The sequence below is a fragment of the Desulfonauticus autotrophicus genome (genome assembly GCF_055381725.1).
The window spans coordinates 1,067,484-1,092,048 of record NZ_AP042395.1 but is presented as its reverse complement, the minus strand read 5'-3'; the positions used below and the strand labels follow the sequence as shown (position 1 = coordinate 1,092,048).

Here is a 24,565-nt window from a genome sequence, read left to right as displayed (position 1 = left end):
AAGTTGACTTTGATTACTTATTTGTGTTTATCCTTATCTCCAAAAGGAAGTTGTAGGAGGTAGGGATATGGGCAAAAAGTTTACCTTTTTGATTGTATTTTGGCTGGGTCTATTTAGCGGGCTTGCTTTAAGTGCTGAGGAAAAGAAGGTGCAGGCAGGTCCCAAAGAACCTGTACACTGGATTACCGCAGATCACAGCAAGCACAAAATTTTAAACCAAGATTTTAAAACCCCGGAAGAGGTTATTGCTGCCTGTCTTTCCTGTCATAATGAAGCGGCCAAACAGATGCAAAAGACTATCCACTGGACCTGGCTTTGTCCTTATGACCCGGAGAAAAAAATGGGTAAGGGGGGGCTGACTTTTAACAATTACTGCATTTCCATTTGGAGTAATGAGCCCAGATGCACTTCCTGTCATGCTGGTTTTGGCTGGAAAGATAGGCATTTTGATTTTTCCAGGCAGGATAAAGTGGATTGCCTGGTCTGCCATGACCAGACTGGCACCTATAAAAAGTTCCCTACCTTAGCTGGTTATCCTGTATCTGAACCCAAAAAATTTGGTCAAAAGACCTTTTATCCACCTGATTATAAAACCATTGCCCAGAGTGTGGGCAGGCCTACGCGTTATAATTGTGGTACCTGTCACTTTTTTGGAGGTGGAGGTGATGGCGTAAAGCACGGAGACCTGGATTCTTCCATGTTTAACCCTTCCAGGGACCTGGATGTCCACATGAGTCCCAAGGGTGCTAACTTTACCTGTGTACGCTGCCATAGCACAGAGGCCCATAAAATTGCAGGCAGGTGTTATAAACAACCTGCTTTTAGAGAGAGAAAAAGCTTGCTGGAAGACGACCAGATTAAGCGAATTGCCTGTGAATCCTGCCATTCAGCCACTCCTCACAAAAACATGGCCAAACTAAACGATCACACGGATAAAGTTGCCTGTCAGAGTTGTCATATTCCCACTTTTGCCAGAAAATTGCCCACAAAGATGTATTGGGATTGGTCCAAGGCTGGAAAGCTAAAAAATGGTAAACCCTATTCAGTAGAAGATGAATTGGGAAAACATAAATATAACTCCTTAAAAGGAGAATTTGTCTGGAAGAAAAATGTGGTGCCTGAATACCTGTGGTTTAATGGCTCCATGGATTATATCTTGCTTACAGATAAGGTAGATCCTCAAAAACAACCTATTAAGATTAACCGGGTTATAGGCAGTAAGGATGATCCCAAGTCCAGAATTTATCCCTTTAAAGTCCATAGAGGAAAGCAACCCTTTGATCCTATAAACAATACCTTTGTTGTACCTCATCTTTTTGGCTCCAAAGAATCCAAGGCCTATTGGAAAAATTTTGACTGGGGTGCAGCCATTGAAGCTGGAATGAAGTACGCTGAACTTCCCTATAGTGGAAAATACTCTTTTGTGGAGACAGAGTATTACTTTCCTACTACTCACATGGTTGCTCCTAAGGAAAAGGCTTTAAATTGTAATGAATGTCACTCCAAGAATGGCAGATTAAAGAAACTGACTGGTTTTTACATGCCAGGAAGGGATTCTCTACAGGTTTTAGATGTACTTGGTTGGAGTGGAGTGGTAGCTGCTTTGTTGGGAGTGTTGATTCATGGCTTACTTAGAATTTTTTATAAAAAGGACTAGGAGGAAGAGATGAAAATATATCTCTATACCCGTTTTGAACGTTTTTGGCACTGGGTTCAGGCCCTTTTGATTATAATTTTATTAATGACAGGCCTGGAAATACATGGAAGTTATGTCTGGCTTGGGTTTAAAAAGGCTTTTCAGGTACATAACTTTTGTGCCTGGTCTTTGTTAATCTTATATGCTTTTATTGTTTTCTGGCTTATTACCACAGGAGAGTGGAAGCAATATCTGCCCACTTACAGAAAACTTTTGGAAGTTGTACGCTATTATCTTTTTGATATTTTTAGGGGCAAGCCTCATCCTGTACCCAAAACAGAAAGTAAACACAATCCCTTGCAAAGGATTACCTATTTAATGATAGTCTCTTTTCTGGTTCCTTTTCAAATTATTACTGGATTTTTGTATTATTATTACAACAAATGGACTGAATGGAATATAAAGTTGTCTTTGGATAGTATTGCTTATCTGCATACAGCAGGGGCTTTTGCCTTTTTCATTTTTTTGATTGTACACATTTACATGACCACAACTGGAGAGACTATTTTCACCCACATTAAGGCCATGTTTACAGGGTATGAAGAGGTGGAAAAAGAAGAAGAAGTTGCCACCTGGGAAGTTAGGACAAAATAATAAAACCCTTTCAGTAAATTGTGAAAAGGAAGGTCTTTTGACCTTCCTTTTTTTATAGGTTTTGTTTCAGATAGTTTGTCTTTTTTCAAAAAATAGCACAACATCTATAAATAAACCCTATACATAGTTTAAAAATCAGGTTATATATTAACAATAAGTAGTGGGTGGTATCTTTTTTTCTTTTGATAACAGATGTTTATGTAAAATATTTATGCAGAAACTTAAGTTTCCTTCTTTTTACTTAAGATTTAAGGATTCTAAATTGGAGGAAGAGTTCCGCCAATATTATAATATAAAATATATTCGCCTGTCCCTCTTGTTGGGTGCTCTGATTTATTCTTTCTTTTTCTTGATTGATCCCATCTTAACTCCAGATATTTATCCCCTGGCCTGGTTAATCAAGGGAGTGCTTTTACTTTTTCTTTTTTTCCAATTTTTATTTTAAGTTTTTCTGATTATTTTAAAAACTGGCTTCCTTATCTAGTTTCTTTTATTGTATTTGTGGTAGGATTTAGCATTATTTATATAACAAATATGTCTATAGACCATAAAGCCCATTTACATTTTATTGGACTTATTTTGGTCTTTATTTACTCCTATACTTTTTCTCGGATTTTGGTTGATTATGTAAACATATCTGTTTTAGCTATTTGGGGAGTTTATTTAGCTGGTTTATTTTATAATCCTCATCTTGATATTGAATATATCATTATAGATGTTTCTTTTTTGATATTTTCCCTTATTTGCTCTGTATATGCTGGATTTTTAATAGAAAAGTTAGATAGAAACAATTTTTTGTTATTGAGAGATCTTGATAAACAAAAAAAAGAATTAGAGTTAGCTAATAAGAAATTAGAAAAGTCTTCCTTTGTTGACTACTTAACAGGTCTTTATAATAGAAGGTATATGGAGATGAGGTTTCGAGAAGCTATAGCTACTTATAAAAGGCATAAAATTTCCACATCTATAATGTTTTTTGACCTTGATGATTTTAAAAAAATCAATGATGAATATGGACATGATTTTGGAGATTTGGTTTTAAAAGAAATAGGTAAAGTTATGCGTTCTTACCTGAGAGATAATGATGTTATTTTCCGTTATGGAGGAGATGAATTTTGCGTTTTGCTTTTAAATTCAGATTTATTTAAAAGTCTGGAAGTCGGTAAGAGAATGCTTAGGGGGTTGAAGGAGTTGACCAATATTGCAGGCAAAGAAGTAAAACTTAGCTTTAGCGGAGGATGTATAAGTTTGTTCCCTGATATTGACAGTGTGAGTGAAATCATTAAAAGAGCAGACAATTTGCTTTACAAAGCCAAAATGGAAGGGAAAGGCAGGATATTGGGAGATTTTAGTGGTGTTGAGTCTGGAAGACAAGATAGCCAAAAGTAATGAGTTGCTAGAAAATATATTGCGTTCTTATCCTGAGGATAAAATTTTTGTTTCCTGGACAGGAGGCAAGGATTCAACCACAGTATTATATCTATGGAAGAATCTTTTAGAAAAGAAAAATATAAATAAAGTAAAGGCTCTTAGCATAGATACAGGTCTTAAATTCCCGGAGATAGTTGCTTTTAGAGAAGAGATAAGTCTTCTTTGGAATATAGAATTACATATTGCCAAGCCAGACGTGAACTTATTGCACTATGAGATAGCTAAAGATAAGGTGAAGTGTTGTTATGACTTAAAGATTGTACCCTTAAAGCAAAGCATTAAGACTTTAGGTATAGAGGTCTTACTTACAGGTCTTAGAAGAGACGAACATAGATTTAGAAAACAGAGAGACTATAAAGAACAAAGAGAAAATCCTGATTATTTACAGGTAAATCCCATTTTAGATTGGACAGAGCTGGATATCTGGACCTTTTTGTATAAAGAAAATGTCCCTTTTTGTTCCTTATATGAGAAAGGATATCGTTCTTTAGGCTGTATTCCCTGTACCAAGATGGTGACAGGTGGAGAGGAAAGGGCTGGTAGAGATAGGGAAAAGGAAGAAAAGCTAGCCTATCTCACCAGCCTGGGTTATTTTTAAAGTTTTACCTGAAATTCCCCTTCCTTGTAAATGGTTATTTTTTCTCCATTTTTTAAGTGAGCAATTACTTCTTTATCCTCTGTATTTACCAGGTCCCAGTGCAAGGCTGATTCATTAAAACCCAGTTCTTTCTTTTTTCAGGCGTTAGTTCCTGGGGATTGCCAGCATAGGTATCTGCATAGGAAGCTCCTACTGCTATATGACAGTTGCCAAACTTTCCTCCAAAATTTTCGTCAAAAAGGGTATTGGCCATAAACTTGCCTATTGGTGAAAATCTTCTATCAGTTAGAGAAAACTCTCCCAAATAACTAGCTCCTGCATCCATTTCTAGTTGTTTGCGAACAAATTCTTCTCCCTTTTCGCTTTTACTTCTGACTACCTTTCCCTGTTTAAAAGTAAGCTTTACACCTTCTACTAAATTGCCACTTCTATAAGAAGGTTGGTCTGCAAAGTAAGTGCCTTCAGTAAAGCGAAAATCAGGAGAAAGAAAAATTTCAAAACTGGGGATGTTGTGGCCGGAGACCCCAATCCAGCGTCTGTTTTCACCTATAAACACTTTGAGTTGCGTATGTTTTGAGCGTACTTCCACATATTCTATGGCCAGAGAATTTAGCCAGCTTTTAATTGTTTCACTTTGTCTAAAAATGGTTTCCCATTTTTGACTGGGATTTTCTGTCTCCAGAAATACTGCTTTTTTAATCTCTTGAGTATACTCAGCAAGGGATAGGCCAGCCTTATTAGCCAGTTCATCTGTAGGATAAAGGCATAAGGTCCAACCAAATAACCCTTGATTTTCTCTCTTTTCCAAAATGTCTCTTAAGTATTTTTTGGCCAGAGCAAATTTGCCAATGGACTCTGGGTTTACACTTTGTAGGTGAGTGAGGGATTCGGGTGCCAAAAGGGAAATCAGACCATTTAAGTTGGAATAGAGCTCTTCTTCTCCTGGCACTTTAAAGGTAAGCTGAAAGTCCCGGGCCTGACCAAAAAAGGTCTTTTCCAGTTCTGGTGGATAGTTTATGCGAACTAGGGGATTTAAATCCTTTTGCAAAAGCTCCTGCAAAAGGATATTGGCTAAAGGTAAAGCAGCTTTATCGGTTCTTATCAAGACTATATCTTGGGGGGAAAACTTAGTGCTTCTAGCCTTTTCCATTCCCCAGATAAGAACCTGAGCGTATTTTTGTAGTTCCTCTTGGGTAAACATATGAATTTTCTCCTTTGAAAAAGTAGGGTTTAATCTTATAGTTATCCTGAATAAAGTGCAAGAAAGGATATTGCCTTAAAGTTAACTTAAATTTTGTCAACAGATTTTAGAGAGAAAAGGAGGATAAAACACATGCTTAGTTGGGAAACAATAGTGGCTTTATTTAGTCTCACCTTAATGGAAGTAGCTTTGGGTATTGATAACCTTGTTTTTATCTCTGTAGTTTCAGAAAAATTGCCAGCAAAATCTCAGCCCAGAGCAAGAAGATTTGGGATTACTGGCTGCAATGATTTCCAGAATTCTTTTGCTTTTTGTCCTGGCTTATTTTTTGCATCTTGCTTCTCCTTTGTTTTTTATTGGTAAATTTCCTGTTTCCATTAGAAATATAGTTTTCTGTATAGGTGGAGTGTTTTTATTGTATAAAGGGACAAAAGAAATACATCTTCGTCTAGAAGGAGTACAAGAATTTAAAAAGAATAAACAAAGACATTCTTTGCTAATTATTCTATTAGAAATAGTTTTTATGGATGTGGTATTTTCTTTAGATTCAATTATTGTTGCTTTAGCTATGGCAAAGGAAATCTGGGTTATGGTTTTAGCTATTATTTTATCTGTAGCTATAATGATGTTTTTTGCGGAAAAGTTAAATTCCTTTTTACAATTACACCCCACATTTAAAATTTTGGCCCTTTCTTTTTTACTTTTAATTGGTGTTTCCTTAATAGCAGAAGCCTTAGGAAAACATATTGAAAGGGGCTATATCTATTTTGCCATGATTTTTTCTCTTTTTGTAGAAATTTTAAACTTAAAAATAAAAAAGAGAAAAATGTTAAAATCTAGCTGAGGTTGATATTTTTACTCATGCTTTTAAGCACCTTAGCTAGCTTGTCAGAAAGGGTTACCCCGATATACTCAAAGCGTAAGCTTTCCTTTGGCAGTCCCAGAGTACTTAAGGTCCCTTTGAGCAGTTTTACCCTTCTATCTTCCAGGTAATTGCCCCAGAGATGGTGGCAATTTTTAGGAGGGCAGCCTGCAATAAGGACTCCATCTGCATAGCCAGAGGTGAGTATTTCCAGGGCCAGGTCTGGATTGAGGGAAGCAGAGCAGCGTACCCGAATGGTTCTGGTGTTTAAAGGTAGCTCTAATTTTTTAGGACCCACTAAATCTCCAGCTGCATAGGAACACCAGTAGCATAAAAAGGCCAGAATTTTGGGCTCAGAGGGTAAGGCGTGTTCAAAGGCTTTTTTGGCCATTTCCAGGATTTGTAAGTCTGTAAGGTTTTTGAGGTTAATGGCCCTGGAGGGGCAAGAACTAACACAAAGTCCACAACCTTTACAAAAACCAGGGTCAATAAAAAAAGGAGTATCTTTGGAGCTTAAAATGGCTCCATGAGGGCAGATGGGCACACATAGGCCGCAGTGGGAGCATTTATCTAAGTCAATTTGAGAGACATATTTTTGTTTTTTTCCTTGCAGGGCAAAGCTGGCTTTTAGGGCTGCATTGGCACCTGATTCTATGCTTTCCTGCACGTCTTTTATTCCCCTGGCTGAACCAGCTAAAAAGACTCTCTCCACTAAACTTTCTCCAGGTCTAATAATCTTGGGTTGAAATTCTTCTGGGAAATTTTTCTCGTCAGTAAGTAATTTTAGGTCCTTTAAAAAAGAGATTTCTGGAGGCAAAAGGGGCTCAGCCATTACCACCAGATCTGCCTCTATTTCTTCTCCTTCTTCAGTAGTAAGGGTTAACCACTCCTCTCCTTCAATTGTTTTAATTCTGGTTTTGATAAACTCCACGCCTTTTTCTTGGGCCTGCTTGTAGAAAAATTCTCCACTTCTTCCTATGGGTTTAAAGTCTTGATAGATTACTCTGGTTTCTGTGCCCATAAAAAAGGAAGCCATGCGAAAGGCGTGTTTGGCCGCAATAGTACAGCAAAGTCTGGAACAATGGCCGGTATGTTCCTTTTGGCAAAGCACAAAGACCACACTAAGGGGTGGACGGCCAAAAAAACGATTGGCAGCCAGGCGTTCAAACTGAGTAAAAGTAATAATTTTGGGATGATTTGGCTCAAAGGAGATGTCTGGAGGCAATTTGGCTTCAAAACCAGTGGCCAGAATAAGGGCTCCAAAGGTATCTGTGCTTAATTGGTTTTCTGCCTTTAAGTCTATGGCCTTAGTGGGACAGATTTGCGCACATTCTCCACAAAAGGTGCAGTTTTCTGGATCTAAAGAGTAAGTATCTGGTAAGAGAAGGAAGTTTTCCTTAGCAATAGCCTTTTTTTGGGTTAATCCAAAATCAAAAGGATTGGGCGTGGTTACGGGACAGACTTCCTGGCATTTACCACAAGAAATACACAAGCTGGGATTTACAAAATTGTTTTTTTGCAGAAAAGTTACTTTAAAATTACCTTGTTTTTTTTCTATGCTGGCTATTTCTGTAGAAAGTAAGGGCGTAACCTTTTCCTCAAAAAGTACATCCCTGGCCAGGACAGGAAGCACACATTCACTGGTACAAAAACCATAACTGCCTTCAGATTGCCAGAGAAAGGGCACTTTACTGGCTACTCCGCCTAGATACTTTTCCCTTTCCACCAGGGTGGTTTTAATGCCCATTTTGGCCAGGTTTAAACTGGCGCTAAGCCCTGCTACACCACCGCCTACTACCAGGACCTTTTCTGCAAACTTAGGCAGGTCTAAGGCCTTTTCATTGAAGAGAAGTTTAGTGTAGGCAATATTAAACATATCCAAAGCCTTGGAGGTAAGCTCTTCTCTGGATGCTTTGGGGTGATGCCAGACGCATTGTTCCCTTAGGTTTACGCTTTCAAAATGTCCCCTATTTATTTCTAAGTAATCTAAAAGTTGATAAATCCTATCTTCTGTAAAGGTAAGGGAAGACCTTTCTGAGCAGGCGCCTATAAGAAGGTGGGTAAATTTTCCTTTTAGATGCTCTAATTCTTGTTTGTTTTTTTTGCATAAAAGGGAGAATCTAAAAACTTTCTCTACATGCTCATAAGTTGTTAAAGTACTTTCTAACAGGTCAAAATCTATTTTTCGGCTAAATTGTTTCCACAATCACAGAGAAAAATAGCTATTTTTTTCATGGCATACTCCTTAGGTAGAATGAAGGTTGTTAGTATTAACTTTTATGGCTGCCTGTCAACTTAATCTCTTCCAGGTTCCAGAAAGTAGCTGGAAGATTTTCAAACCTTTCCGGGTGACAGGTAAGAAAAATAAATTGAATACGAGTACTTAGCTTTTCTACCAGTTGAAAAAAATTGGCTAATTTTTGTTTATCTGTGTAGGGCAGGGCATCGTCCAGCACCAGAAGTTGGGGTTCTTGTTGGGAGAGAAAGTCAGCCAGAGCTAATCTCAGGGCAAGGAAAATTTGCTCTTTTCTCCTCCAGAGAGAAAATTTAAGCCCAGGTTAAAAGTAGAATTTATAACTCCCTGAGGAGTAAGCTGGGAATCAAGTTCAATTGTTCCTGGCCTGCCGTTTATCTGGTGAAAATAAGCAGAGGCCTTTTTTTGCAGGTCGGGAATGAGTTCCTGGGCTTGTTTTTCCCTGAGTTGATTTATGCCCCTGAATAAAAGGGCTATGGCCTGCATTTTGGTTTGCTCTCTTTCCTTTTCTTTTTCCAGTTTTCTTTGCTCTTCTTCTTTTTGGGCCAGCTTGATGTAAATGTTTTCTTTGCTTAAATGTTCCAGGTTCCATTTAGCCCTTTCTAGTTCCCTACTTATCTGTCCATATTTATTTTGTAATTCTTCCAGTTTTTTTTCTGTGTTTTTTAGTTCTTCTGTCGGGTCAGTTGAATATTTTTTTAGTTCCTGACTTAGCCTTTCTTCTTCCTTTTTTATGTTTTTTATACCCATATCCAGTAAAAGGGCATTTTGTTGTAAGCTTTCAAGATTGAGCTTGCTTTGCTCTAATTCCAATCCCAGCTTGTTAATTTCTTCTGCCACAGTTTCTTGGGTTCTTGAGAGATAGTTTAACTCAGAAGAGAGTTTACTTATTTCTTCATTTAAATTTTTATTTAAAAGATTTTTACTTTGTAGATTTTCTATTCTTATTTTTATTTCTTTTTCTATTTCTTCTAAGCTTTCTTTTATTTTTTCTTTTAAATTTAAACTTTTTTCTAATTCTTCTTTTTTTTGTATAATTTTATTTATTTCATCTCTAAATAGAGCCAATTTTTTTTCATTTAAAATGGTTCTTATGGTTGAAACTATGTTATCTATTTCTATTTGTTTTCTTTCAATCTCTTTTTTCTTCTTTCTATTTCTTCTATATTTTTTAGGTTATAAGTTTTTAATATCTGGTTTATGTCTGCATTTATTTTTTCTTCTTTTCCTTTATATTCTTGATATCCTTATTTTCAATAGATGACTTTATTTTTGCTATGTTGTCTATTTCCAGTTCTACTTCTGGAAAGTTTTTTAGGTTTATTTTTTCTCCTTTTTTTATTCTTTTTTCTCCTTTTCCTGAGTTATGTTAATGTCGTCCAGAGCAAGCAATTCCAGGTTAATTTGAAAACTTTCCTTTTGAATTTGCAGTTTTTTTAGATGTTCCTTTAAAGCTAAAATTCTCTTTTCTTCTTCTGCAGAAGGAAGTTTTATTTTTTTTATTTCCTCCGTTAGTTCATAATATTTTTTTTCCAGTTTTTGAGCCTGTTCAAGAATAGGTTGTTTTTCTTGAATCCTTTTCTCCAGTTCTAAAAAATTTTCTTGTTTGTATTTTTTATCTTTAAGGATTTGCCATTTTTCTATTTCTTCGCTTATTATTTTGATTTCCTTAGTTAATTTTTCCAGTTTTTTCTCTTTTCTTCTTTTATCTTTTTTAAGTCCAGTTCTTTTTTAGAGTAATCTTTTTGTTTATTTTTTAATGTTTCTATCTTTTTTCTTTATCTTTTATTTCCTTTACCTTTCTTAAAATGAGTTTTAGCTCTGATTCAGACTTGCTTTTTTCCAGTTTTACTTTACTTAATTCTGTTTGCAATTTGGTAAATTTTTCTGTTTCCTGGACTAATTTTTTTATCTTTATTTCTACTTGAGTTATTTCTTCTTTTAATTTCTTTTCTTGAGTATTTAAGTCTTTGATTGTTGTACTTAAACTTTCATATTCTTTTAATTTTTCTTCTAATTCTAATTTTTCTTCTTTTATTTTTTCTAGTTTTTCTTCCAGTTTTACTATGTAGGGGGCATTTTGCCCTTTTTTTATTCTTCCAGTAGAGGTAAAGTAAGTAAAATAATAATTGGTTATTTTTTCTTCCAGGTCTTTGCTTGCTAAATCAGAAAAGATATCTCTTTTATTTTGGAGCAAGGATAATATTTCAGGAGTTATTTTTTGATAATCTATTCTATCTTGAGGTATTAGTAGGATATGGAAAATACCAGAGTCTTCCAGGTTAAGACTTTTTTTGTCCTTTTCTAGAGCCAGGATTTCTCTTAACTTATTGTCTGCCTGTTTTCCTTCAGCTAAAGGGAAAAAGAGGTCTTCTTCTTTTCTAAGCAAAAGGGCATTGGCTCTGTCTAAAAAGGATTTTTGTAATTTATAAGTGGTATTGTTTTGTTTAAATTCTATCTCCACCTCTGGAGATAGGTGTCTGCCCAAAGGGGCAATAGCCTTTATTTCTTTGTTCTTTAAATGATGCAGTTCAAAAAGTCCCCTGTACAGAGCTTCAAAAAGAGAGCTTTTGCCCGTACCATTGGGACCATAAATAACATTGATTTTGGGAGAAAAAGGTCCAATTGTGGTTTCTTCTAAAAAACAGCGCCATCCTTTTATTTTTATATTTATAAGCTGCATAATTATCTACCCAAACTAAAGATTAGTTTTAAAGCTTCTTTGTATTCGGCTGAAGTTATACTTTCTTCCTTTTTTCTTGCTTTAAAAAGTTTAGCAGTTCCTTGCCCAGGGCTGAAGCAATGGAGTCAACCAGCTCTGCTTCTTCCAGGAAAAATAAATCCTCTTCTCTTATCTTGATTTCCAGGAATTCTTCTCTGGCCAAATTAATAAGATTTTCTAGGGATTGCCAGTTAGTAGGGCTTAAATTGCCCTTTAGGGTCAGCTCCAGGATGGTTTTTTCTGGCATAAGTTTTTGCAGAGCTTGTTTTAAACTTGCTATATCTTCAGCACTAAAGAGTTCTTTCTCCATTTTTAGCCAGGATATTTCTCCTACTTTTAAAGGAGTTATTTGAGGTGGTTCCTGGGGATGCTTAATTTCTACCAGCAAAACCTGACCGGAGTTTTCTTCTCCAAATTTGGTGGTTTCTGGAGTGCCAGAATAAGCTATTTTTTCTGAATATTGGTAATAAGAGTGCCAGTGTCCAAGAGCCAGGTAGGAAAAGTCCAATTCTTTGGCTCGGTTCGGGGTTAAGTAAAGTTCCTGGTATTTGTCGTCCAGAGCTAAGTTTAAATGCCCCAGGCCAATACTTATTTTCTTTTTATTTACTTCTTTTAGCCAGTGAAAACATTCTTTTTGGGTGTAAGGATCTTTTACCGGCGCAGGATAGAGAATGTAGTTAGCATATTCTATAGGCTTTTCTTCTTTAAGAAGAAAAACATTTTCCACTTCTGACCACAAAGGATTTTCCCAGATAGAACCATAGACCAGAGGGTCATGATTGCCAGGGAGTAAGTAAATGGGATTGGAGAATCTTTTTAAGATATTTAATAGTCTAGAAAGGGTTTTAGGGTTTATGGCATTGTGGTCAAAGACATCACCACAAACTAAAATACAATCAACTTTTTCCTTATTAGCCAGCTCTATTATCCTTTCTATTGTTTTAAACCGAGCTTCTCGAACCTTTTCTCCTGCATAGGCAAGTTGATTGACTTTTAAACCTATTTGCCAGTCTGCGGTATGAAGTAGTTTCATTTTTTCTCCTTACTTAAGTAAGCTAGTCGTTCTAACAGGGGAGGGTGGCTGTAGTGGAAAAATACATAGAGTGGATGGGGAGTTAAATTGCTTAAATTATTTTGGGCTAATTTTTTTAGAGCAGATATTAAGTATTTATTGTCAATGTATTTGCAGGCTAGTTTGTCTGCCTGTTTTTCAAAGGTTCTGGAAAAATAATTGCTAACAATACTTAACAATAGGCTTAAAGGAGAGAAAAGAAGCATAAAAGCAATAAGACCAGCTATAACTGTTGGTTGTTTAAAATTTAAAGCCTGAGCTATCTGAAGACTGGTTAAAAAGAAGCTGGCTAAATAGAAAAAGATAAAAAGTTGCAATAAAAATAAAATCAAGTTTTTGAAAATGTGCTTTAACTTAAAGTGACCTAGTTCATGGGCAAGCACTGCCAGGATTTCTTGGTCCTTTAATTTGTCCAATAAAGTGTCAAAAAGGGCTATTTTTTTGTATTTTCCAAAACCAGTTAAAAAGGCATTGGCTTTACTGGTGCGTTTAGAGCCATCCATAAGATAGATGTTGGTCAGGGTGTAGCCAAGCTTTTGGGCCAATTGCGTTATATCCTGGCGTAAAGTGCCTTCTGGAAGTGGGGTAAAGCGATTAAAGAGGGGCAAGATAAATTTAGGAGCAAGATATTGTAAGAGTAAGACAAAGCCAAAAATAATAACCCAGGCAACAAACCAGGCTGTATTGGGATAATGGCTCCAGAGATAGATAATTATACTCAAAAGAATGGAGCTAATAAGAGCGCTAAGAATAAATTCTTTTATTTTGTCTTGAAAAAATAAGGAAAGTTTCATGCGGTTAAATTGATATTTTTTTTCCAGGTAAAAGTGTTCATACAGTTCAAAGGGAAGGTTTAAAAGAGTGGTAAGGAGTAATAAGAAAAGGAGATAAAGGATTTGTTGCCCCATGGTATTTATATTTAGCCAATCCAATTGATGATAGAGCCAACCCAAAAATCCTGTTTGAAGAAAGTAAATTAGTAAACTTGTCTCTAAAGCAGAAGAGAGTATTTTAAAGTAGGTTTTTTCCTTGGTATAGAGTTGACTTTGGGCATATTGTTGAGGAGAATAAATATCTCTGGCTGCTGCAGGAAGCTTGGTTTTTTGGTGTCTTAAGTTTAAGAGTTCTAATCCCTGACGTAAGACAAAGTTAAAGAGTACAAGGAAAATCAAGAGATTTTTCCAGAATAAAGGCTCCATAATGTCTACTACTCCTTTTATTGTTCTTTGCTTTAGCAAAGAATATCAATATTTTTTCAAACATCAAGAGCTTGAGGTTACTTATCCTCTACAGCGTAAAGCCTCTATAAAAGATATTATAGAAGCTTTGGGGGTTCCTCATACAGAGATTGGCTCTCTTTATAGAGGAACACAAAAATTAAATTTTTCCTATATTCCTGAGGCCTTTGATAAAATAAATATTTTTTATCATACCCTTCCTCTTGATTTTAGTCAAAAGACAAAATTACGACCCAAACTAGAAAAAGAACTGAGCTTTATCTGTGATGTCAATGTGGGCAAATTAGCTGTATTACTTAGGATGCTTGGCTTTGATACCCTTTTTGCGGCCAGGTTAAGAGATGAACAGATTGCTCACCTGGCCAGTCTGGAACAAAGGGTTGTCTTAACCAAAGATATTGGCTTGTTAAAGCGAAAGCAGATTCACTTTGGCTATCTTTTGCGCTCCAGCAATCCAGATGAGCAGTTGCAAGAAATAAAAAGGGTTTTTGGTCTTAAACCCAGGAGTTTTTTTCAGCGTTGCTTGCTTTGTAATACTCCTTTAAAGCCTGTGGCTAAAAAAGATGTCTTGCCTTTACTTGAACCCAGGACTAAAAAATATTTTCAAGAGTTTCACTTTTGTCCCCAATGTAAAAAGGTTTACTGGCCTGGAAGTCATTTTGAAAAAATGAAAAAAAGATTGCAGTTAAATGGTTTTAAAATTTAAATTATCATCTTGGAGAAGTATATGCCTGTAATTTTAAAGATATTTACTATTTTTCTTTTTATTTTAATCTTAAACAGAAAATTTCCTCTGGGAATTGCCCTGTTTAGTGGTTCCTTTTTGCTTTGTTTGTGGATGGGTTTTGATTTTTCTTTTTTTGTGCAAAGTGGTATTGGTAGCCTTAAAGAACTGACTACCATTTCTTTGGTTTTGATTGTAGCTACTATTTTGATAATGAGTGCCTTAATGCAGTCCACTGGCCAGATTGAGAGGATGGTTTTCACCTTTCAGGAGCTCACAGCCAGTCCTGGACTTGTGGCCAGTGTTATGCCTGCCCTTATTGGTTTGTTGCCCATGCCTGGAGGGGCCCTGTTTTCTGCACCTATGGTGGAAGCTGGAGTGGGAAAGGAATGTATTGAGGCGGAGAAAAAAGTCGCCCTTAATTACTGGTTCAGGCATATTTGGGAGTATTGGTGGCCTCTTTATCCAGGCGTGGTTCTGGCTATAGCTTTACTTAAAGTTCCAGCCTGGAAATTTATTGGATTTATGCTTTTACCTAGTGTGTTATCTGTAGTGGCTGGAAAAGTTTTTATTTTAAATTTTATATCCTGTCCTCTTAGGGAAAAGAAAAAAGTTTCTTTTTCTTTAATAAAAAAATTTTTGTGGGAGATTATGCCCATAGTGATAGTTGTCATATCTATTTTAGTTTTAAGTTTGTTAGAATACTTTTTACATAAAATTGGAGTTAATTTACATATTCCTGGCTCTACGGCCATTATACCTGGGCTTTTACTTTCTTTAGTTTGGATTATGTTTACCAATAAAGTTTCTGTTAGAGAATTAAAGACGTTTATTTACAATAAAAAATTTTTAAATATGGTTTTTTTGGTCATTTCCATTATGATTTTTAAAAATATGCTGGCTAAGACCAATGCTGTTTTTTTGGTACGAGAAGAACTTATTGCCTATCACATTCCTCTGGTTTTAGTGGTTATGATTATGCCCTTTTTATCCGGGTTTATTACAGGTATTGCCATTGGTTTTGTGGGGGCTTCCTTCCCCCTTATTATTCCCATGTTTCCAGAGCCATCTTCCCTGTCCTATCTATCCTGGGCAGCACTGGCTTATACTTTTGGGTATATGGGGATGATGCTTTCGCCTGTGCATCTTTGTTTTTTGGTGACAAAGGATTATTTTCAGGCCAATTTGTTGGCGAGTTATAAGTATCTGCTAAAACCTGTTCTCTTTGTAGTCTTTTTGGTGTTGGTGCTTTTTGGGGCAGGGGTGTACTGGTTTTAAAAGAAAAAGGCCCTTTTAAAAAAGGGCCTTTTTTTAGAGTTAGTTTAATACTTCTTCAGGAAGCTTACATTCCTTTTCTAAACCAAAGGCCTGTGAGACTGGAGGGCAGGTGAGAACGCCCTTGTACATGTTTAGACCCTTGAGAAGTACTTTGTCTTCTTTGCAGGCCTTTTCCACGCCCAGGTTGGCAATTTTCAGGCCGTATTTAATGGTAACATTGTTTAAGGCAAAGGTAGAAGTCCGGGCATAAGCTCCAGGCATGTTGGCCACACAGTAGTGAATAATATCTTCTTCCACATAAATGGGGTCAGAATGAGTAGTGGCTCTGGAAGTTTCTGCGCAGCCACCCTGGTCAATGGCCACATCTACAAAGACTGCACCTGGTTTCATTTTTCTTAAGAGTTCCCTGGTGACTAGTTTGGGGGCCTTGGCCCCAGGAATCAATACTGCACCAATAACAATATCTGCTTCTTCTAAACATTTTTGTAAGGTCAAATGGTCGCTATAACAGGTAAAAACATTGGCTGGCATGATGTTGCCCAGATGTTCCAGGGTGTTGGCGTTAATATCCAGAATGGTTACTTTGGCTCCAAAACCAGCAGCAATCCTGGCTGCATTACTGCCTACTGTGCCACCGCCTATAACCACCACATTGGCTGGAAGTACTCCAGGTACGCCAGTGGGCAAGACCCCACGCCCACCTTGGGATCTGGCTAAGTAAAAGGCTGCCATTAAAGGGGCCATTCTTCCCGCTACTTCACTCATGGGTTTTAAAAGAGGCAGATTGCCATTTTCTTCCTGTACGGTTTCATAAGCCACGGCAATGATTTTTTTCTCTAAACAAGCCCTGGTTAAATTTTCATCAGCAGCAAAGTGAAAGTAAGTATAAACTATTTGATTTTCTTGCATTAAATCATATTCCTGGGGCAAAGGTTCTTTTACTTTCACAATCATTTCACTTTTTTCCCAGACTTCCCTGGCTGTGTCCACCAAAGTAGCCCCTGCTTCTATATATTCTTGGTCCTGTATTCCAGAGCCAAGCCCAGCTCCTTTTTCAATCAAAACCTTATGTCCATTTTGGGTGTACATCTTTACTGCAGCAGGAATTAATCCCACCCTGTATTCATTATTTTTTATTTCCTTGGGACAACCAATTAGCATAAAAAGACCTCCTCCTTCATGTTGTTTTGAGAAAACTAACAATAACACTATTAAAATACAAGCTTTTTAATAAAGACTAAAAAGATATTCTTAATAGAAGGAGCCTGGGTCTTTACTTTCGGGCTATTGTGCTTTAATAAAAACAAATTTATTTTTTACGGGAGGCTGGCTATGGAACCTAAGGATTTAGAATTCTTTAGAAATTTACTCTTAGAAATGAAACAGGAGATTTTGGCCAAAGGGGAGAGCACTCTGGAAGATATGAGTGAAGATATGGAAGTATATGCTGACCCGGCAGATAGAGCTACTGCTGAAAGCGATAGGGCTTTTACCCTCAGGCTTAGAGATAGGGATTTAAAATTGGTCAGAAAAATTGACGAAGCCCTGACCAGGATTGAAGAAGGTAGTTTTGGTATTTGTGAAGAGTGTGGAGAGGAAATAGGGATGGCCAGGTTAAAGGCCAGGCCTGTGACTACTCTTTGTATTCAATGTAAGAGCAAGCAGGAAGAAGAGGAAGCCTTACTAAAGCGTTAGGTTAGAGTGGAAGCCAACTTTTTTCGTTTAGCTCTAGAAAGGATAAAGCCCTATCTTTTAGGTCAGCGCTTAGAAAAGATTTATTTTACTGCTCCTGGTCTTTGGACCTTTAGGTTTTCTTTTAAAAAATTTCTTATTTTATCTTTGGTTCCCAGAAAAAAATTTTTTTGTCTTCAGGAAAAGGGGATAGACAATCCCCTTTCTCCTTCTCCTAAAGTAATGTATTTGAGAAAACATCTTAAAAACAGGCGAGTAAAGGATGTGGTTTCTAGATGGTGGAAAAGGGAGTTTTATCTTGACTTTGGAGAGCTTTATTTAAAATTGGGCTTGGATGTAGAGCCTTATCTAAGCTCTGAACTATTGTTAGAAGAAGTAAGCTGGCCGCCTTTGGAGCAGGTTTTTGAAGATGAGAAAATATATTTAACTTTTCCGCAACTTACTCCTCCTGTTAGGAAAAGAATAAAATCTCTGGAAGGAACGGAGAGAGAAAAATTCTGGCAGGATTTACAGGAAGGAAATTTTTCAACCTGTTATGTTTATCCCAAAAACATTTTGCTCTGGCCAGAAGGGGACAATTTTCTGTTTTCCAGTTCTAATTTTTTAGAAGGAATGCAGGTTTATGCCCAGGAACATCTAAAATCCCTTTTTAATTTAACTATAGAAGAAAAAAAGATTCAGAAAAAGAAGAAAAAAGTAAAGAAAATTCTTAAAAAAGTAGAGGAAGATTTAAAAAATTTAGAACAAAAGTTAAAGCTTTCCAGAATAGGAGAATTGATTAAAAATAATTTATATACTCTGGATAAAGAAGCTAAAGTAGATGAAATAGAAGTAATTAATGAAAAAGGTGAACTGGAAAAAATAAAGCTAAATCCCAAGCTAACCATAAAAGAAAACATGCTTTTTTGTTTTAAACAGGCAGAAAAAGGAAAAGAGGACTTTTGATTTTAAATAACAGAAAGCAAGAACTGGAAAAATTACTTTGTTCTTTGCAGGTAAGAAAAGATGAGATTAAGCAGGTGGAGGAGAAAAAGGTAACTTTGCCTAAAAAATATCAGGGATTGGCAGTTAAGGTCTTTGTTTCTTCAGATGGCTTTTTACTCTTACGGGGTAAAAATCAAAAGGCCAATCACAAGTTGCTCAATCTGGCCAGTTCTTTTGATTTGTGGTTTCATGTTCAGGATGGCCCTGGTGCTCATGTGCTTTTACGCAGGGACAGTAAAAATCAGGAAGTACCTTTAAGGAGCCTGCAAGAAGCAGCCATTTTGGCTGGACTTTCCAGCTATCAAAAAGAAGCTGGTAGGGCAAAAATAATGTATACAGAAGTGAGATTTTTGCGTAAAGCCAAGGGAATGCCTCTAGGTGAGGTTCTGATTGATAAGTTGTTGGGAACCTTAGAGGTTGATTTGGACTTGGATTTAGAAGAAAAATTACTCTGGAGGGCTCATAATGAGTAAATTGGATGATTTTTGCACAGATTTACAACAAAAAATTTATGCTGATACAGAAAAAGAATTTGGAACAGAATTTATGTCTCGCTGGTTAAATCCCAGGTTTGCAGGGAGGGTGGAAAATCCCACCAAGGTGGTCACAACTAAGCCCAGTTGTGGTAAAAACCTGGAGATTTCTTTGCGCTTAGAAAATAATAGAGTAGTAGAAATAGCCTTTTTTACTGATGGGTGTGGCAGTGATGTGGTCTGTGCAGAAGTGGCCTGTGAATTGGCTTTAAATAAAAGCAAGGAAGACATTTTAAATTTGAGCCCAGAAGATATATTCAAGGTAGTCCCCAAACTGGCTTTAAAAAGTAGTGGTGCAGCCAAAGCACCCATTGAGGCCTTAAAAAAGGTTTTTGAAGAAGATTAAAGAGGGGGAAGAATGAGGCCTACCAATAGAGATTGGGCTCTAGTTTGCTTGTCTGGAGGACAGGATTCTGCCACCTGTCTGGCCTGGGCAAAAGATAGATTTACAAAGGTCTATAGTGTTTCCTTTTATTATGGGCAAAGACATGCCATAGAATTGGAATGTTCGAGAAAACTATCTGAACTGGCTCAGTGCGAACATCATTTTGAAATACAAATGGATCAGCTATTTTCTCAAATAGAAGTAAGTTCTCTTTTAGATAAAAGTAAAGATGTAACTTCTTCCTTTGACTTAGATGCCAATCTTCCCTCTTCTTTTGTGCCCTTTAGAAATCTTTTTTTTATTTCCTCTGCTGCTTCTATCGCCTATCTTTATGGAATAAAAAATATAGTTGTTGGGGTGTCTCAGACAGATTTTAGCGGTTATCCTGACTGTAGAAATAATTTTATTAAATCTCTTAATGCAACTCTGGAATTGGCAGTGGATTCTTCTTTTGAAATTCATGCTCCTCTTATGTACCTTTCTAAAAAAGAAACTGTACTGTTAATGAAAAATTTAGGCTGCTTAGATTGGTATAGATATACTCACACCTGTTATAAAGGAGAGAGACCTGCCTGTGGAATATGCCCTGCCTGTAAGCTCAGGCTTAAAGGATTTGCAGAAGCTGGGATTAAGGACTTAATAGAATATAGAAAATAAGAAAGTATTTACAACTTTTTTAGATTTTCCAGAATATTTTCTTCCTTTTTTAAGAAATATACTCTTACCTTGTGGCTTCTGGGAAATTCTTCCCTTAATACTTGCTTTAATTTTTTGGACAGTTTTTTCTCTTTGACTTCAAAGGATTTTTCCCAATACCCCCGTTGCTCAAATAGAAAAGTATCCTCTTTTATTTTTAAAATGGTTAAACTCCTATTACGCTTGTACGTGGTTAGCAGTATCTTTTCTGTGAATTTCAACTTTTTCAGTCTGGGAATAATCTGATCAATGAGGCTTTCTTTAGCGTACATAGGTCTTGCTATTGAGAAAAATAAGTTGTAATTTAAAATTTATAGACCTTTTTCTTTGGGAATAAGATGCAAGCAGATTTTAAAAAACTTTACATCCAAGAGCAAAAGGTAAATAAGTTACTTCTTGCTTTCAATCAAGCAGAGAATATCAATGAGATCTTTTTAAAGTTAAAAGATCAGCTAGCAGATATCTTTGAGTGTGAACGCATAACAATTTTTGCCATAGATAAGAAGACCAGACAGCTTTATTCCAGACTAAAATCAGGAAACGAGCACAGAGAGATACGTTTGTTTATTAATAGAAAAAGTATTGCAGGTTATGTGGCAGCAACCAGAAAAATAGTTAATTTAAAAGACGCCTATGTGGAAGAAGAGCGGCTCAAAAAATACCCGGGTCTTGGTTTTGATGCCAGCTGGGATGAGCGTTCAGGCTTTAGGACCCGTTCTGTATTGGCTTGCCCTCTTATTTTGAAAGAAAAATCTCTGGTGGGAGTGCTTCAGTTAATAAACAAGAAGCAAAACAGAGAATTTACTGTTGAAGATGAGCAATTGGTTAAAAAGATTGCTCCAGGGTTGGCTTCTGCTCTTTATCATCTTTATGTTTTTCAGACCCGTTTTGGTAAGTTTGATTACCTTTTAGAGAGTCATAAGATTACTTATGAAGAATTGGACCTGGCTATAGTCAAAGCTAGAAAACAGGATCAAGCCTATAAACAGGATGTGGGCTGGATTTTGATAAATGAATTTAAAGTACCTAAAGAAGATGTGGGTAAATCTCTATCTCTTTATTATGATACAGAGTTTATAGAATATAGTGAAGATGTATTCTTGCCAATAGATGTCTTAAAAAAGATTAAACATACCTTATCTTAAAAGTCGTTTTTGGGTTCCTTTAAAACAAGAAGAGAATTTACTCTGGGTGTTAATTGATGATCCTGGTGATCAGGAAAAGACTCAAGAAGTATTTTTCTCTGGAATAGGAGAAAATATAAAGTTTGTAGTTGGATTAAGGGAAGATATTTTAAAGTTTTTGGAAAAATATGAAAAAGAGATAGCGAGTGATACAAGTGCAGATGAGGTTTTAAAGGAGCTAAAAACAGAACAGGTTGAAAACTACCAGGAGACTAATACAGAAGAAGACATTTTAAATGAAGAAGCTCCTGCAGTAATTAAATTGGTTACGCAAATTATTAAAGCTGCTTATGACCAAAAGGCTTCAGATATTCACCTGGAACCTTATCCTGGCAAAGAACCAGCTATAGTTAGATTTAGGCGAGACGGAGAGTGTTTTTCCTACCTGGAGATTCCTGCGAGTTATGTGCGGGCAGTGGTAAATAGAATTAAGATTATGAGCAATTTAGATATTGCTGAGAAGAGGCTTCCTCAATCCGGAAAAATTAAGCTCAAATATAGAGATAAACTCATTGAACTAAGAGTAGAAATTACTCCCACTGTGGGTGGCTTGGAAGATGTGGTCTTAAGGATTTTGGCTTCTGGAAAGCCCAGAAAGTTAGAGGAAATGAATTTTACTCCTTTTAATTTAAAAAGAATAAAAGAAATCATTAGTAAGCCTTATGGTATTTTTTTGGTAGTTGGCCCTACTGGTTCAGGTAAAACCACTACCCTGCATTCCATTTTGGCTTATTTGAATACTCCTGACAAAAAGATCTGGACTGCTGAAGATCCTGTAGAAATAACCCAAAAGGGACTCAGGCAGGTGCAGGTAAATCCAAAGATTGGCTATACCTTTGCTATGGCCATGCGTTCCTTTTTAAGGGCTGACCCGGACATTATTATGGTGGGTGAGATGAGAGATGAAGAGACCGCTCATATTGCCCTAGAGGCTTCTTTGACCGGGCATTTGGTTTTATCCACTTTACATACCAATTCTGCTCCTGAAACCATAGTCAGGCTCATTGATATGGGCATGAATCCCTTTAATTTTGCTGATGCCCTTCTGGGTATCCTGGCCCAAAGGCTGGTCAAAACCCTTTGTCCTAAGTGCAAAGAAGAATACAGGCCGAGTAGAGAAGAAATAAATATTCTGAGACAAGAGTATGGAGAAGATGAAATAACAGAACTGGAGATTAATTGGGAAGATATTACCTTGGCCAGACCAAAAGGTTGCTCCTTTTGCGGGCAAAGCGGGTATGCTGGCAGAACGGCTATCCATGAGCTTTTGGTAGCTTCTCCTCAAATAAAGCGTTTAATTGTAAACAAGTCTCCTGTGGAAGAAATCTTAAAACTAGCCAAAAGTGAAGGAATGCGTACCTTAAAGCAAGATGGAATCTATAAGGTCTTACAAAAGCAAACGGACTTTGCTAGTGTGAGAAAGGTATGTATTCTTTAAATTTGAGAGTGATTTTGGAGTATAGAAATATAATTTTCTATTTCTTCCTCAACTTCTAGATTGTTTTTTACAGGTAAGTTGCTTTTAGCTTCGTAGTTTATCAACTTTGATTTATATCCTGAGAGATTTACAACATTGGAAATTTTGCCAAGCACTTCCTGGGGAGAGAAGAATTTCTTTTTTTCTCTTAAGAACTCTTCGTAGCGTTCTTCTGTAAAGATTCCATGTTCAGAAGAGGTTTGCATGATACTTTTTATTTGATTGAGCTTATTTTCTCTAATTAAGTTTTTTATGGGTTTTGTATTGATTAAAATGGTTAAATGAGGGACTGAGAATCCCAATTCCTTTTTATATACCAGTTTTTGGACCACAATAGCCTTAAGACAGGAAGAGAGTTGAAACCGCACAAAGTGTTCAATATGGGCGGGAAAGGAATTACATATGCGGTAAATAGCTTCTTCGGGAGTGCTTGCGTGTAAAGTGGTAAAGAGAAGATGCCCTGATTGAGCAGCATCTAAGGTCAGGCTAATAGTTTCTGGTTGACGCATTTCTCCTATAAAAATTACATCTGGAGCTTCGCGCAGGGCATTGATTAACCCTTGCTGGTAAGAATGAAAGTGAGTCCCCAGTTCTCTTTGCTGGATAAAGGCTTTTTGATGGTTAAATATATATTCTATGGGGTCTTCTAGAGTTATGATGTGGACATGCCTTTTTTGATTGATTTCATTTAGCAGAGAAGCAATGGTGGTAGTTTTTCCTGAACCTGTAGAGCCACAAAAGATGACCAGACCAGAGTCCAAAAAGGTAAACTTTTGCAAGCAGGGATGCAGGTTTAGTTCTTCTAAACCTGGGATGTGAAAGGGTAAAAAGCGAATGGCCAGGCTTAAACCAGTAAAGCAAGAAAAGATGTTTACCCTGAGACGAATATTTTGGATGGTCAGGGCAAGGTCCAGAGCCCAATTTTCGCGTAAGTAGTTTAACTGCCTGGTAGTTAGGATGTCTTTAACTAAAGCGTCTATTTGCTCTGGGGTAAAGTTGATTTGGGGAAAAAATGGGTTTGCCTATCTTTTCTGGCTGCTAAGGGCCTTTTTCCTGTTAAATGAATGTCTGTATAACCTTCTTTATAAAACTTTACTACGATTTCTTCCAGTTGTTGTTTATTCATTTATAGCACCCCATTTTTGGAGTTTAGCCTTGATAAAGTTTACTACCTGGGCTTGAGCTTCCTTGGGGTCTTCTTGAACCATTTTTGAAGAAAGAGGTTTAGCAAAGGAAAACAGTACCTTTTTCTGAGGATCTATTTTGCCCATGTCTTTTATAAGTCTGCCCGTGCCCCAGGCATCGGTTTTCAAGGCTATGGGCACTACAGGGACATTGGCCTTTTTGGCCAGTTTCACTCCAATGGAGTTAAATTGTTTCTCAGAAAAATAGCTGGTCCTGGTGGTTTGAGGAAAAACCACAATGGAAAGGCCTTTTTTTATTTTTTCTACTCCCTGGGTCATGACCACTTTGAAATCTTCTCTGGGATTGGTCCTGGAAACAGCTATGGGGTCTCTGGTCCGCATAACGTGTTTGAAGACAGGATATTCCAGAAGACTTTGTTTAATGATAAAGGTAATGGGTTTTAAGGGATGAATGATACAGGGCAATACAAAAGTTTCCAGAGTGCTCATGTGATTGGCTACAAAGACACAAGGCCCTTCAAAGGAATAAAAATTTTTTCTTCCTTCAATAAAAAATTTTACCCCTACCTGTTCGAGATAGTCCAGAGTTTGATAACTGCTGTTTACCCATTCTTCATCAGTGTATACACCCTGTTTACTCTTTTTGGCTGCTGGAAAAACTACCTTGTGCACTAGATTGTGATAAAAGCAAAGTCCTGGAAAATGTCTGGCAATCCAGGATATCTTTTTTCCGGGCTTTGATAGGAGTCTACTTTTTCTTTAAACCACATTTTTCCTTCCTCAAGGTTATAAAATATTT

General features: G+C 36.7%; 27 protein-coding genes and 1 pseudogene. 16 read left to right on the top strand and 12 right to left on the bottom strand.

Annotation, left to right across the window (positions count from 1 at the left end; genetic code table 11):
* Positions 1 to 67 precede the first annotated feature (67 nt).
* The 5 genes from ACZ42F_RS06300 to ACZ42F_RS06280 all read left to right on the top strand — a co-directional run bounded on the left by ACZ42F_RS06300 (position 68) and on the right by ACZ42F_RS06280 (position 4,319).
* Positions 68 to 1,657, top strand: coding sequence for a tetrathionate reductase family octaheme c-type cytochrome (locus ACZ42F_RS06300; RefSeq protein WP_464280150.1), 1,590 nt, complete (start codon positions 68 to 70; stop codon positions 1,655 to 1,657).
* A 9-nt stretch (positions 1,658 to 1,666) separates the two neighbouring features.
* Positions 1,667 to 2,290: a cytochrome b/b6 domain-containing protein gene (locus ACZ42F_RS06295; RefSeq protein ID WP_029968651.1), complete on the top strand. Its 624-nt coding sequence runs from the start codon at positions 1,667 to 1,669 to the stop codon at positions 2,288 to 2,290.
* A gap of 211 nt (positions 2,291 to 2,501) precedes the next feature.
* Positions 2,502 to 2,735: a hypothetical protein gene (locus tag ACZ42F_RS06290; protein WP_464280149.1), complete on the top strand. Its 234-nt coding sequence runs from the start codon at positions 2,502 to 2,504 to the stop codon at positions 2,733 to 2,735.
* Between the two features lie 89 nt (positions 2,736 to 2,824).
* On the top strand, positions 2,825 to 3,679 hold the full coding sequence (locus tag ACZ42F_RS06285; RefSeq protein WP_464280148.1) for a GGDEF domain-containing protein: 855 nt from the start codon (positions 2,825 to 2,827) through the stop codon (positions 3,677 to 3,679).
* On the top strand, positions 3,645 to 4,319 hold the full coding sequence (locus tag ACZ42F_RS06280) for a phosphoadenosine phosphosulfate reductase family protein (protein WP_464280147.1): 675 nt from the start codon (positions 3,645 to 3,647) through the stop codon (positions 4,317 to 4,319). The genes ACZ42F_RS06285 and ACZ42F_RS06280 overlap by 35 nt, the downstream gene beginning before the upstream one ends.
* Here ACZ42F_RS06280 and ACZ42F_RS06275 read toward each other — a convergent pair.
* Positions 4,316 to 5,469, bottom strand: a pseudogene (locus tag ACZ42F_RS06275) (aminopeptidase). The gene ACZ42F_RS06280 and the pseudogene ACZ42F_RS06275 sit on opposite strands and share 4 nt — an antisense overlap.
* A gap of 183 nt (positions 5,470 to 5,652) precedes the next feature.
* Between ACZ42F_RS06275 and ACZ42F_RS06270 the strand changes: the two are divergent.
* Both ACZ42F_RS06270 and ACZ42F_RS06265 read left to right on the top strand, forming a co-directional pair.
* Complete coding sequence (locus tag ACZ42F_RS06270; RefSeq protein ID WP_464280146.1) at positions 5,653 to 5,883, top strand: TerC family protein; 231 nt, start codon at positions 5,653 to 5,655, stop codon at positions 5,881 to 5,883.
* Positions 5,807 to 6,364 carry a TerC family protein gene (locus ACZ42F_RS06265; RefSeq protein WP_464280145.1) on the top strand — a complete coding sequence of 186 codons (558 nt, stop codon included), beginning with the start codon at positions 5,807 to 5,809 and terminating at the stop codon, positions 6,362 to 6,364. The genes ACZ42F_RS06270 and ACZ42F_RS06265 overlap by 77 nt, the downstream gene beginning before the upstream one ends.
* On the opposite strand, the gene ACZ42F_RS06260 is transcribed toward ACZ42F_RS06265, so the two are convergent.
* The 6 genes from ACZ42F_RS06260 to ACZ42F_RS06235 all read right to left on the bottom strand — a co-directional run bounded on the left by ACZ42F_RS06260 (position 6,357) and on the right by ACZ42F_RS06235 (position 13,629).
* Entirely contained in the window at positions 6,357 to 8,588 is a 2,232-nt protein-coding gene (locus tag ACZ42F_RS06260) for an FAD-dependent oxidoreductase (protein ID WP_464280144.1), read from the bottom strand. The two genes, ACZ42F_RS06265 and ACZ42F_RS06260, sit on opposite strands and share 8 nt — an antisense overlap.
* A 64-nt stretch (positions 8,589 to 8,652) precedes the next feature.
* The gene (locus ACZ42F_RS06255) at positions 8,653 to 8,838 is read right to left on the bottom strand and encodes a hypothetical protein (RefSeq protein ID WP_464280143.1); all 186 of its coding nucleotides are present in this window, start codon (positions 8,836 to 8,838) and stop codon (positions 8,653 to 8,655) included.
* Positions 8,839 to 8,885: 47 nt separating this feature from the next.
* Positions 8,886 to 9,704: a hypothetical protein gene (locus ACZ42F_RS06250; protein ID WP_464280142.1), complete on the bottom strand. Its 819-nt coding sequence runs from the start codon at positions 9,702 to 9,704 to the stop codon at positions 8,886 to 8,888.
* 697 nt (positions 9,705 to 10,401) lie between these two features.
* The gene (locus tag ACZ42F_RS06245; RefSeq protein ID WP_464280141.1) at positions 10,402 to 11,319 is read right to left on the bottom strand and encodes an AAA family ATPase; all 918 of its coding nucleotides are present in this window, start codon (positions 11,317 to 11,319) and stop codon (positions 10,402 to 10,404) included.
* 55 nt (positions 11,320 to 11,374) lie between these two features.
* Positions 11,375 to 12,391, bottom strand: coding sequence for a metallophosphoesterase family protein (locus ACZ42F_RS06240; protein WP_464280140.1), 1,017 nt, complete (start codon positions 12,389 to 12,391; stop codon positions 11,375 to 11,377).
* Positions 12,388 to 13,629, bottom strand: a complete 1,242-nt coding sequence (locus ACZ42F_RS06235) for a M48 family metallopeptidase (protein WP_464280139.1) — start codon at positions 13,627 to 13,629, stop codon at positions 12,388 to 12,390. Before ACZ42F_RS06235 ends, ACZ42F_RS06240 begins: the two co-directional genes overlap by 4 nt.
* A gap of 1 nt (position 13,630) precedes the next feature.
* On the opposite strand from ACZ42F_RS06235, the gene ACZ42F_RS06230 reads away from it, so the two are divergent.
* Positions 13,631 to 14,374 carry a Mut7-C RNAse domain-containing protein gene (locus tag ACZ42F_RS06230; RefSeq protein WP_464280138.1) on the top strand — a complete coding sequence of 248 codons (744 nt, stop codon included), beginning with the start codon at positions 13,631 to 13,633 and terminating at the stop codon, positions 14,372 to 14,374.
* Between the two features lie 21 nt (positions 14,375 to 14,395).
* Entirely contained in the window at positions 14,396 to 15,670 is a 1,275-nt protein-coding gene (locus ACZ42F_RS06225; protein ID WP_464280137.1) for a DUF401 family protein, read from the top strand.
* 39 nt (positions 15,671 to 15,709) lie between these two features.
* Here the strand turns inward: ACZ42F_RS06225 and ald are convergent, their stop codons facing one another.
* Positions 15,710 to 16,831 (bottom strand): alanine dehydrogenase, encoded by a 1,122-nt coding sequence (gene ald, locus ACZ42F_RS06220; protein ID WP_464280136.1) that lies wholly within the window; start codon positions 16,829 to 16,831, stop codon positions 15,710 to 15,712.
* 171 nt (positions 16,832 to 17,002) lie between these two features.
* Here ald and dksA point away from each other — a divergent pair, with 171 nt between their 5' ends.
* The 5 genes from dksA to queC are packed head-to-tail and all read left to right on the top strand — an operon-like array spanning position 17,003 to position 19,921.
* Positions 17,003 to 17,365: an RNA polymerase-binding protein DksA gene (gene dksA / locus ACZ42F_RS06215; protein ID WP_029966718.1), complete on the top strand. Its 363-nt coding sequence runs from the start codon at positions 17,003 to 17,005 to the stop codon at positions 17,363 to 17,365.
* A 6-nt stretch (positions 17,366 to 17,371) separates the two neighbouring features.
* Positions 17,372 to 18,307: an NFACT family protein gene (locus ACZ42F_RS06210; RefSeq protein ID WP_464280135.1), complete on the top strand. Its 936-nt coding sequence runs from the start codon at positions 17,372 to 17,374 to the stop codon at positions 18,305 to 18,307.
* Positions 18,304 to 18,819 (top strand): NFACT RNA binding domain-containing protein, encoded by a 516-nt coding sequence (locus tag ACZ42F_RS06205; protein WP_464280134.1) that lies wholly within the window; start codon positions 18,304 to 18,306, stop codon positions 18,817 to 18,819. Before ACZ42F_RS06210 ends, ACZ42F_RS06205 begins: the two co-directional genes overlap by 4 nt.
* The gene (locus ACZ42F_RS06200) at positions 18,812 to 19,225 is read left to right on the top strand and encodes an iron-sulfur cluster assembly scaffold protein (RefSeq protein ID WP_464280133.1); all 414 of its coding nucleotides are present in this window, start codon (positions 18,812 to 18,814) and stop codon (positions 19,223 to 19,225) included. Before ACZ42F_RS06205 ends, ACZ42F_RS06200 begins: the two co-directional genes overlap by 8 nt.
* 12 nt (positions 19,226 to 19,237) lie before the next feature.
* Positions 19,238 to 19,921 (top strand): 7-cyano-7-deazaguanine synthase QueC, encoded by a 684-nt coding sequence (queC, locus tag ACZ42F_RS06195; RefSeq protein ID WP_464280132.1) that lies wholly within the window; start codon positions 19,238 to 19,240, stop codon positions 19,919 to 19,921.
* Between the two features lie 8 nt (positions 19,922 to 19,929).
* On the opposite strand, the gene ACZ42F_RS06190 is transcribed toward queC, so the two are convergent.
* Entirely contained in the window at positions 19,930 to 20,232 is a 303-nt protein-coding gene (locus ACZ42F_RS06190; RefSeq protein ID WP_464280131.1) for a hypothetical protein, read from the bottom strand.
* A 66-nt stretch (positions 20,233 to 20,298) separates the two neighbouring features.
* Here ACZ42F_RS06190 and ACZ42F_RS06185 point away from each other — a divergent pair, with 66 nt between their 5' ends.
* Both ACZ42F_RS06185 and ACZ42F_RS06180 read left to right on the top strand, forming a co-directional pair.
* The gene (locus ACZ42F_RS06185) at positions 20,299 to 21,105 is read left to right on the top strand and encodes a GAF domain-containing protein (protein ID WP_464280130.1); all 807 of its coding nucleotides are present in this window, start codon (positions 20,299 to 20,301) and stop codon (positions 21,103 to 21,105) included.
* The gene (locus tag ACZ42F_RS06180; protein ID WP_464280214.1) at positions 21,092 to 22,582 is read left to right on the top strand and encodes a GspE/PulE family protein; all 1,491 of its coding nucleotides are present in this window, start codon (positions 21,092 to 21,094) and stop codon (positions 22,580 to 22,582) included. The genes ACZ42F_RS06185 and ACZ42F_RS06180 overlap by 14 nt, the downstream gene beginning before the upstream one ends.
* On the opposite strand, the gene ACZ42F_RS06175 is transcribed toward ACZ42F_RS06180, so the two are convergent.
* The 3 genes from ACZ42F_RS06175 to ACZ42F_RS06165 all read right to left on the bottom strand — a co-directional run bounded on the left by ACZ42F_RS06175 (position 22,579) and on the right by ACZ42F_RS06165 (position 24,438).
* Positions 22,579 to 23,523 (bottom strand): type IV pilus twitching motility protein PilT, encoded by a 945-nt coding sequence (locus tag ACZ42F_RS06175; protein ID WP_464280213.1) that lies wholly within the window; start codon positions 23,521 to 23,523, stop codon positions 22,579 to 22,581. The two genes, ACZ42F_RS06180 and ACZ42F_RS06175, sit on opposite strands and share 4 nt — an antisense overlap.
* 74 nt (positions 23,524 to 23,597) lie before the next feature.
* Entirely contained in the window at positions 23,598 to 23,747 is a 150-nt protein-coding gene (locus tag ACZ42F_RS06170; RefSeq protein WP_464280129.1) for a hypothetical protein, read from the bottom strand.
* The gene (locus ACZ42F_RS06165; protein ID WP_464280128.1) at positions 23,740 to 24,438 is read right to left on the bottom strand and encodes a lysophospholipid acyltransferase family protein; all 699 of its coding nucleotides are present in this window, start codon (positions 24,436 to 24,438) and stop codon (positions 23,740 to 23,742) included. Before ACZ42F_RS06165 ends, ACZ42F_RS06170 begins: the two co-directional genes overlap by 8 nt.
* Positions 24,439 to 24,565: the final 127 nt, after the last annotated feature.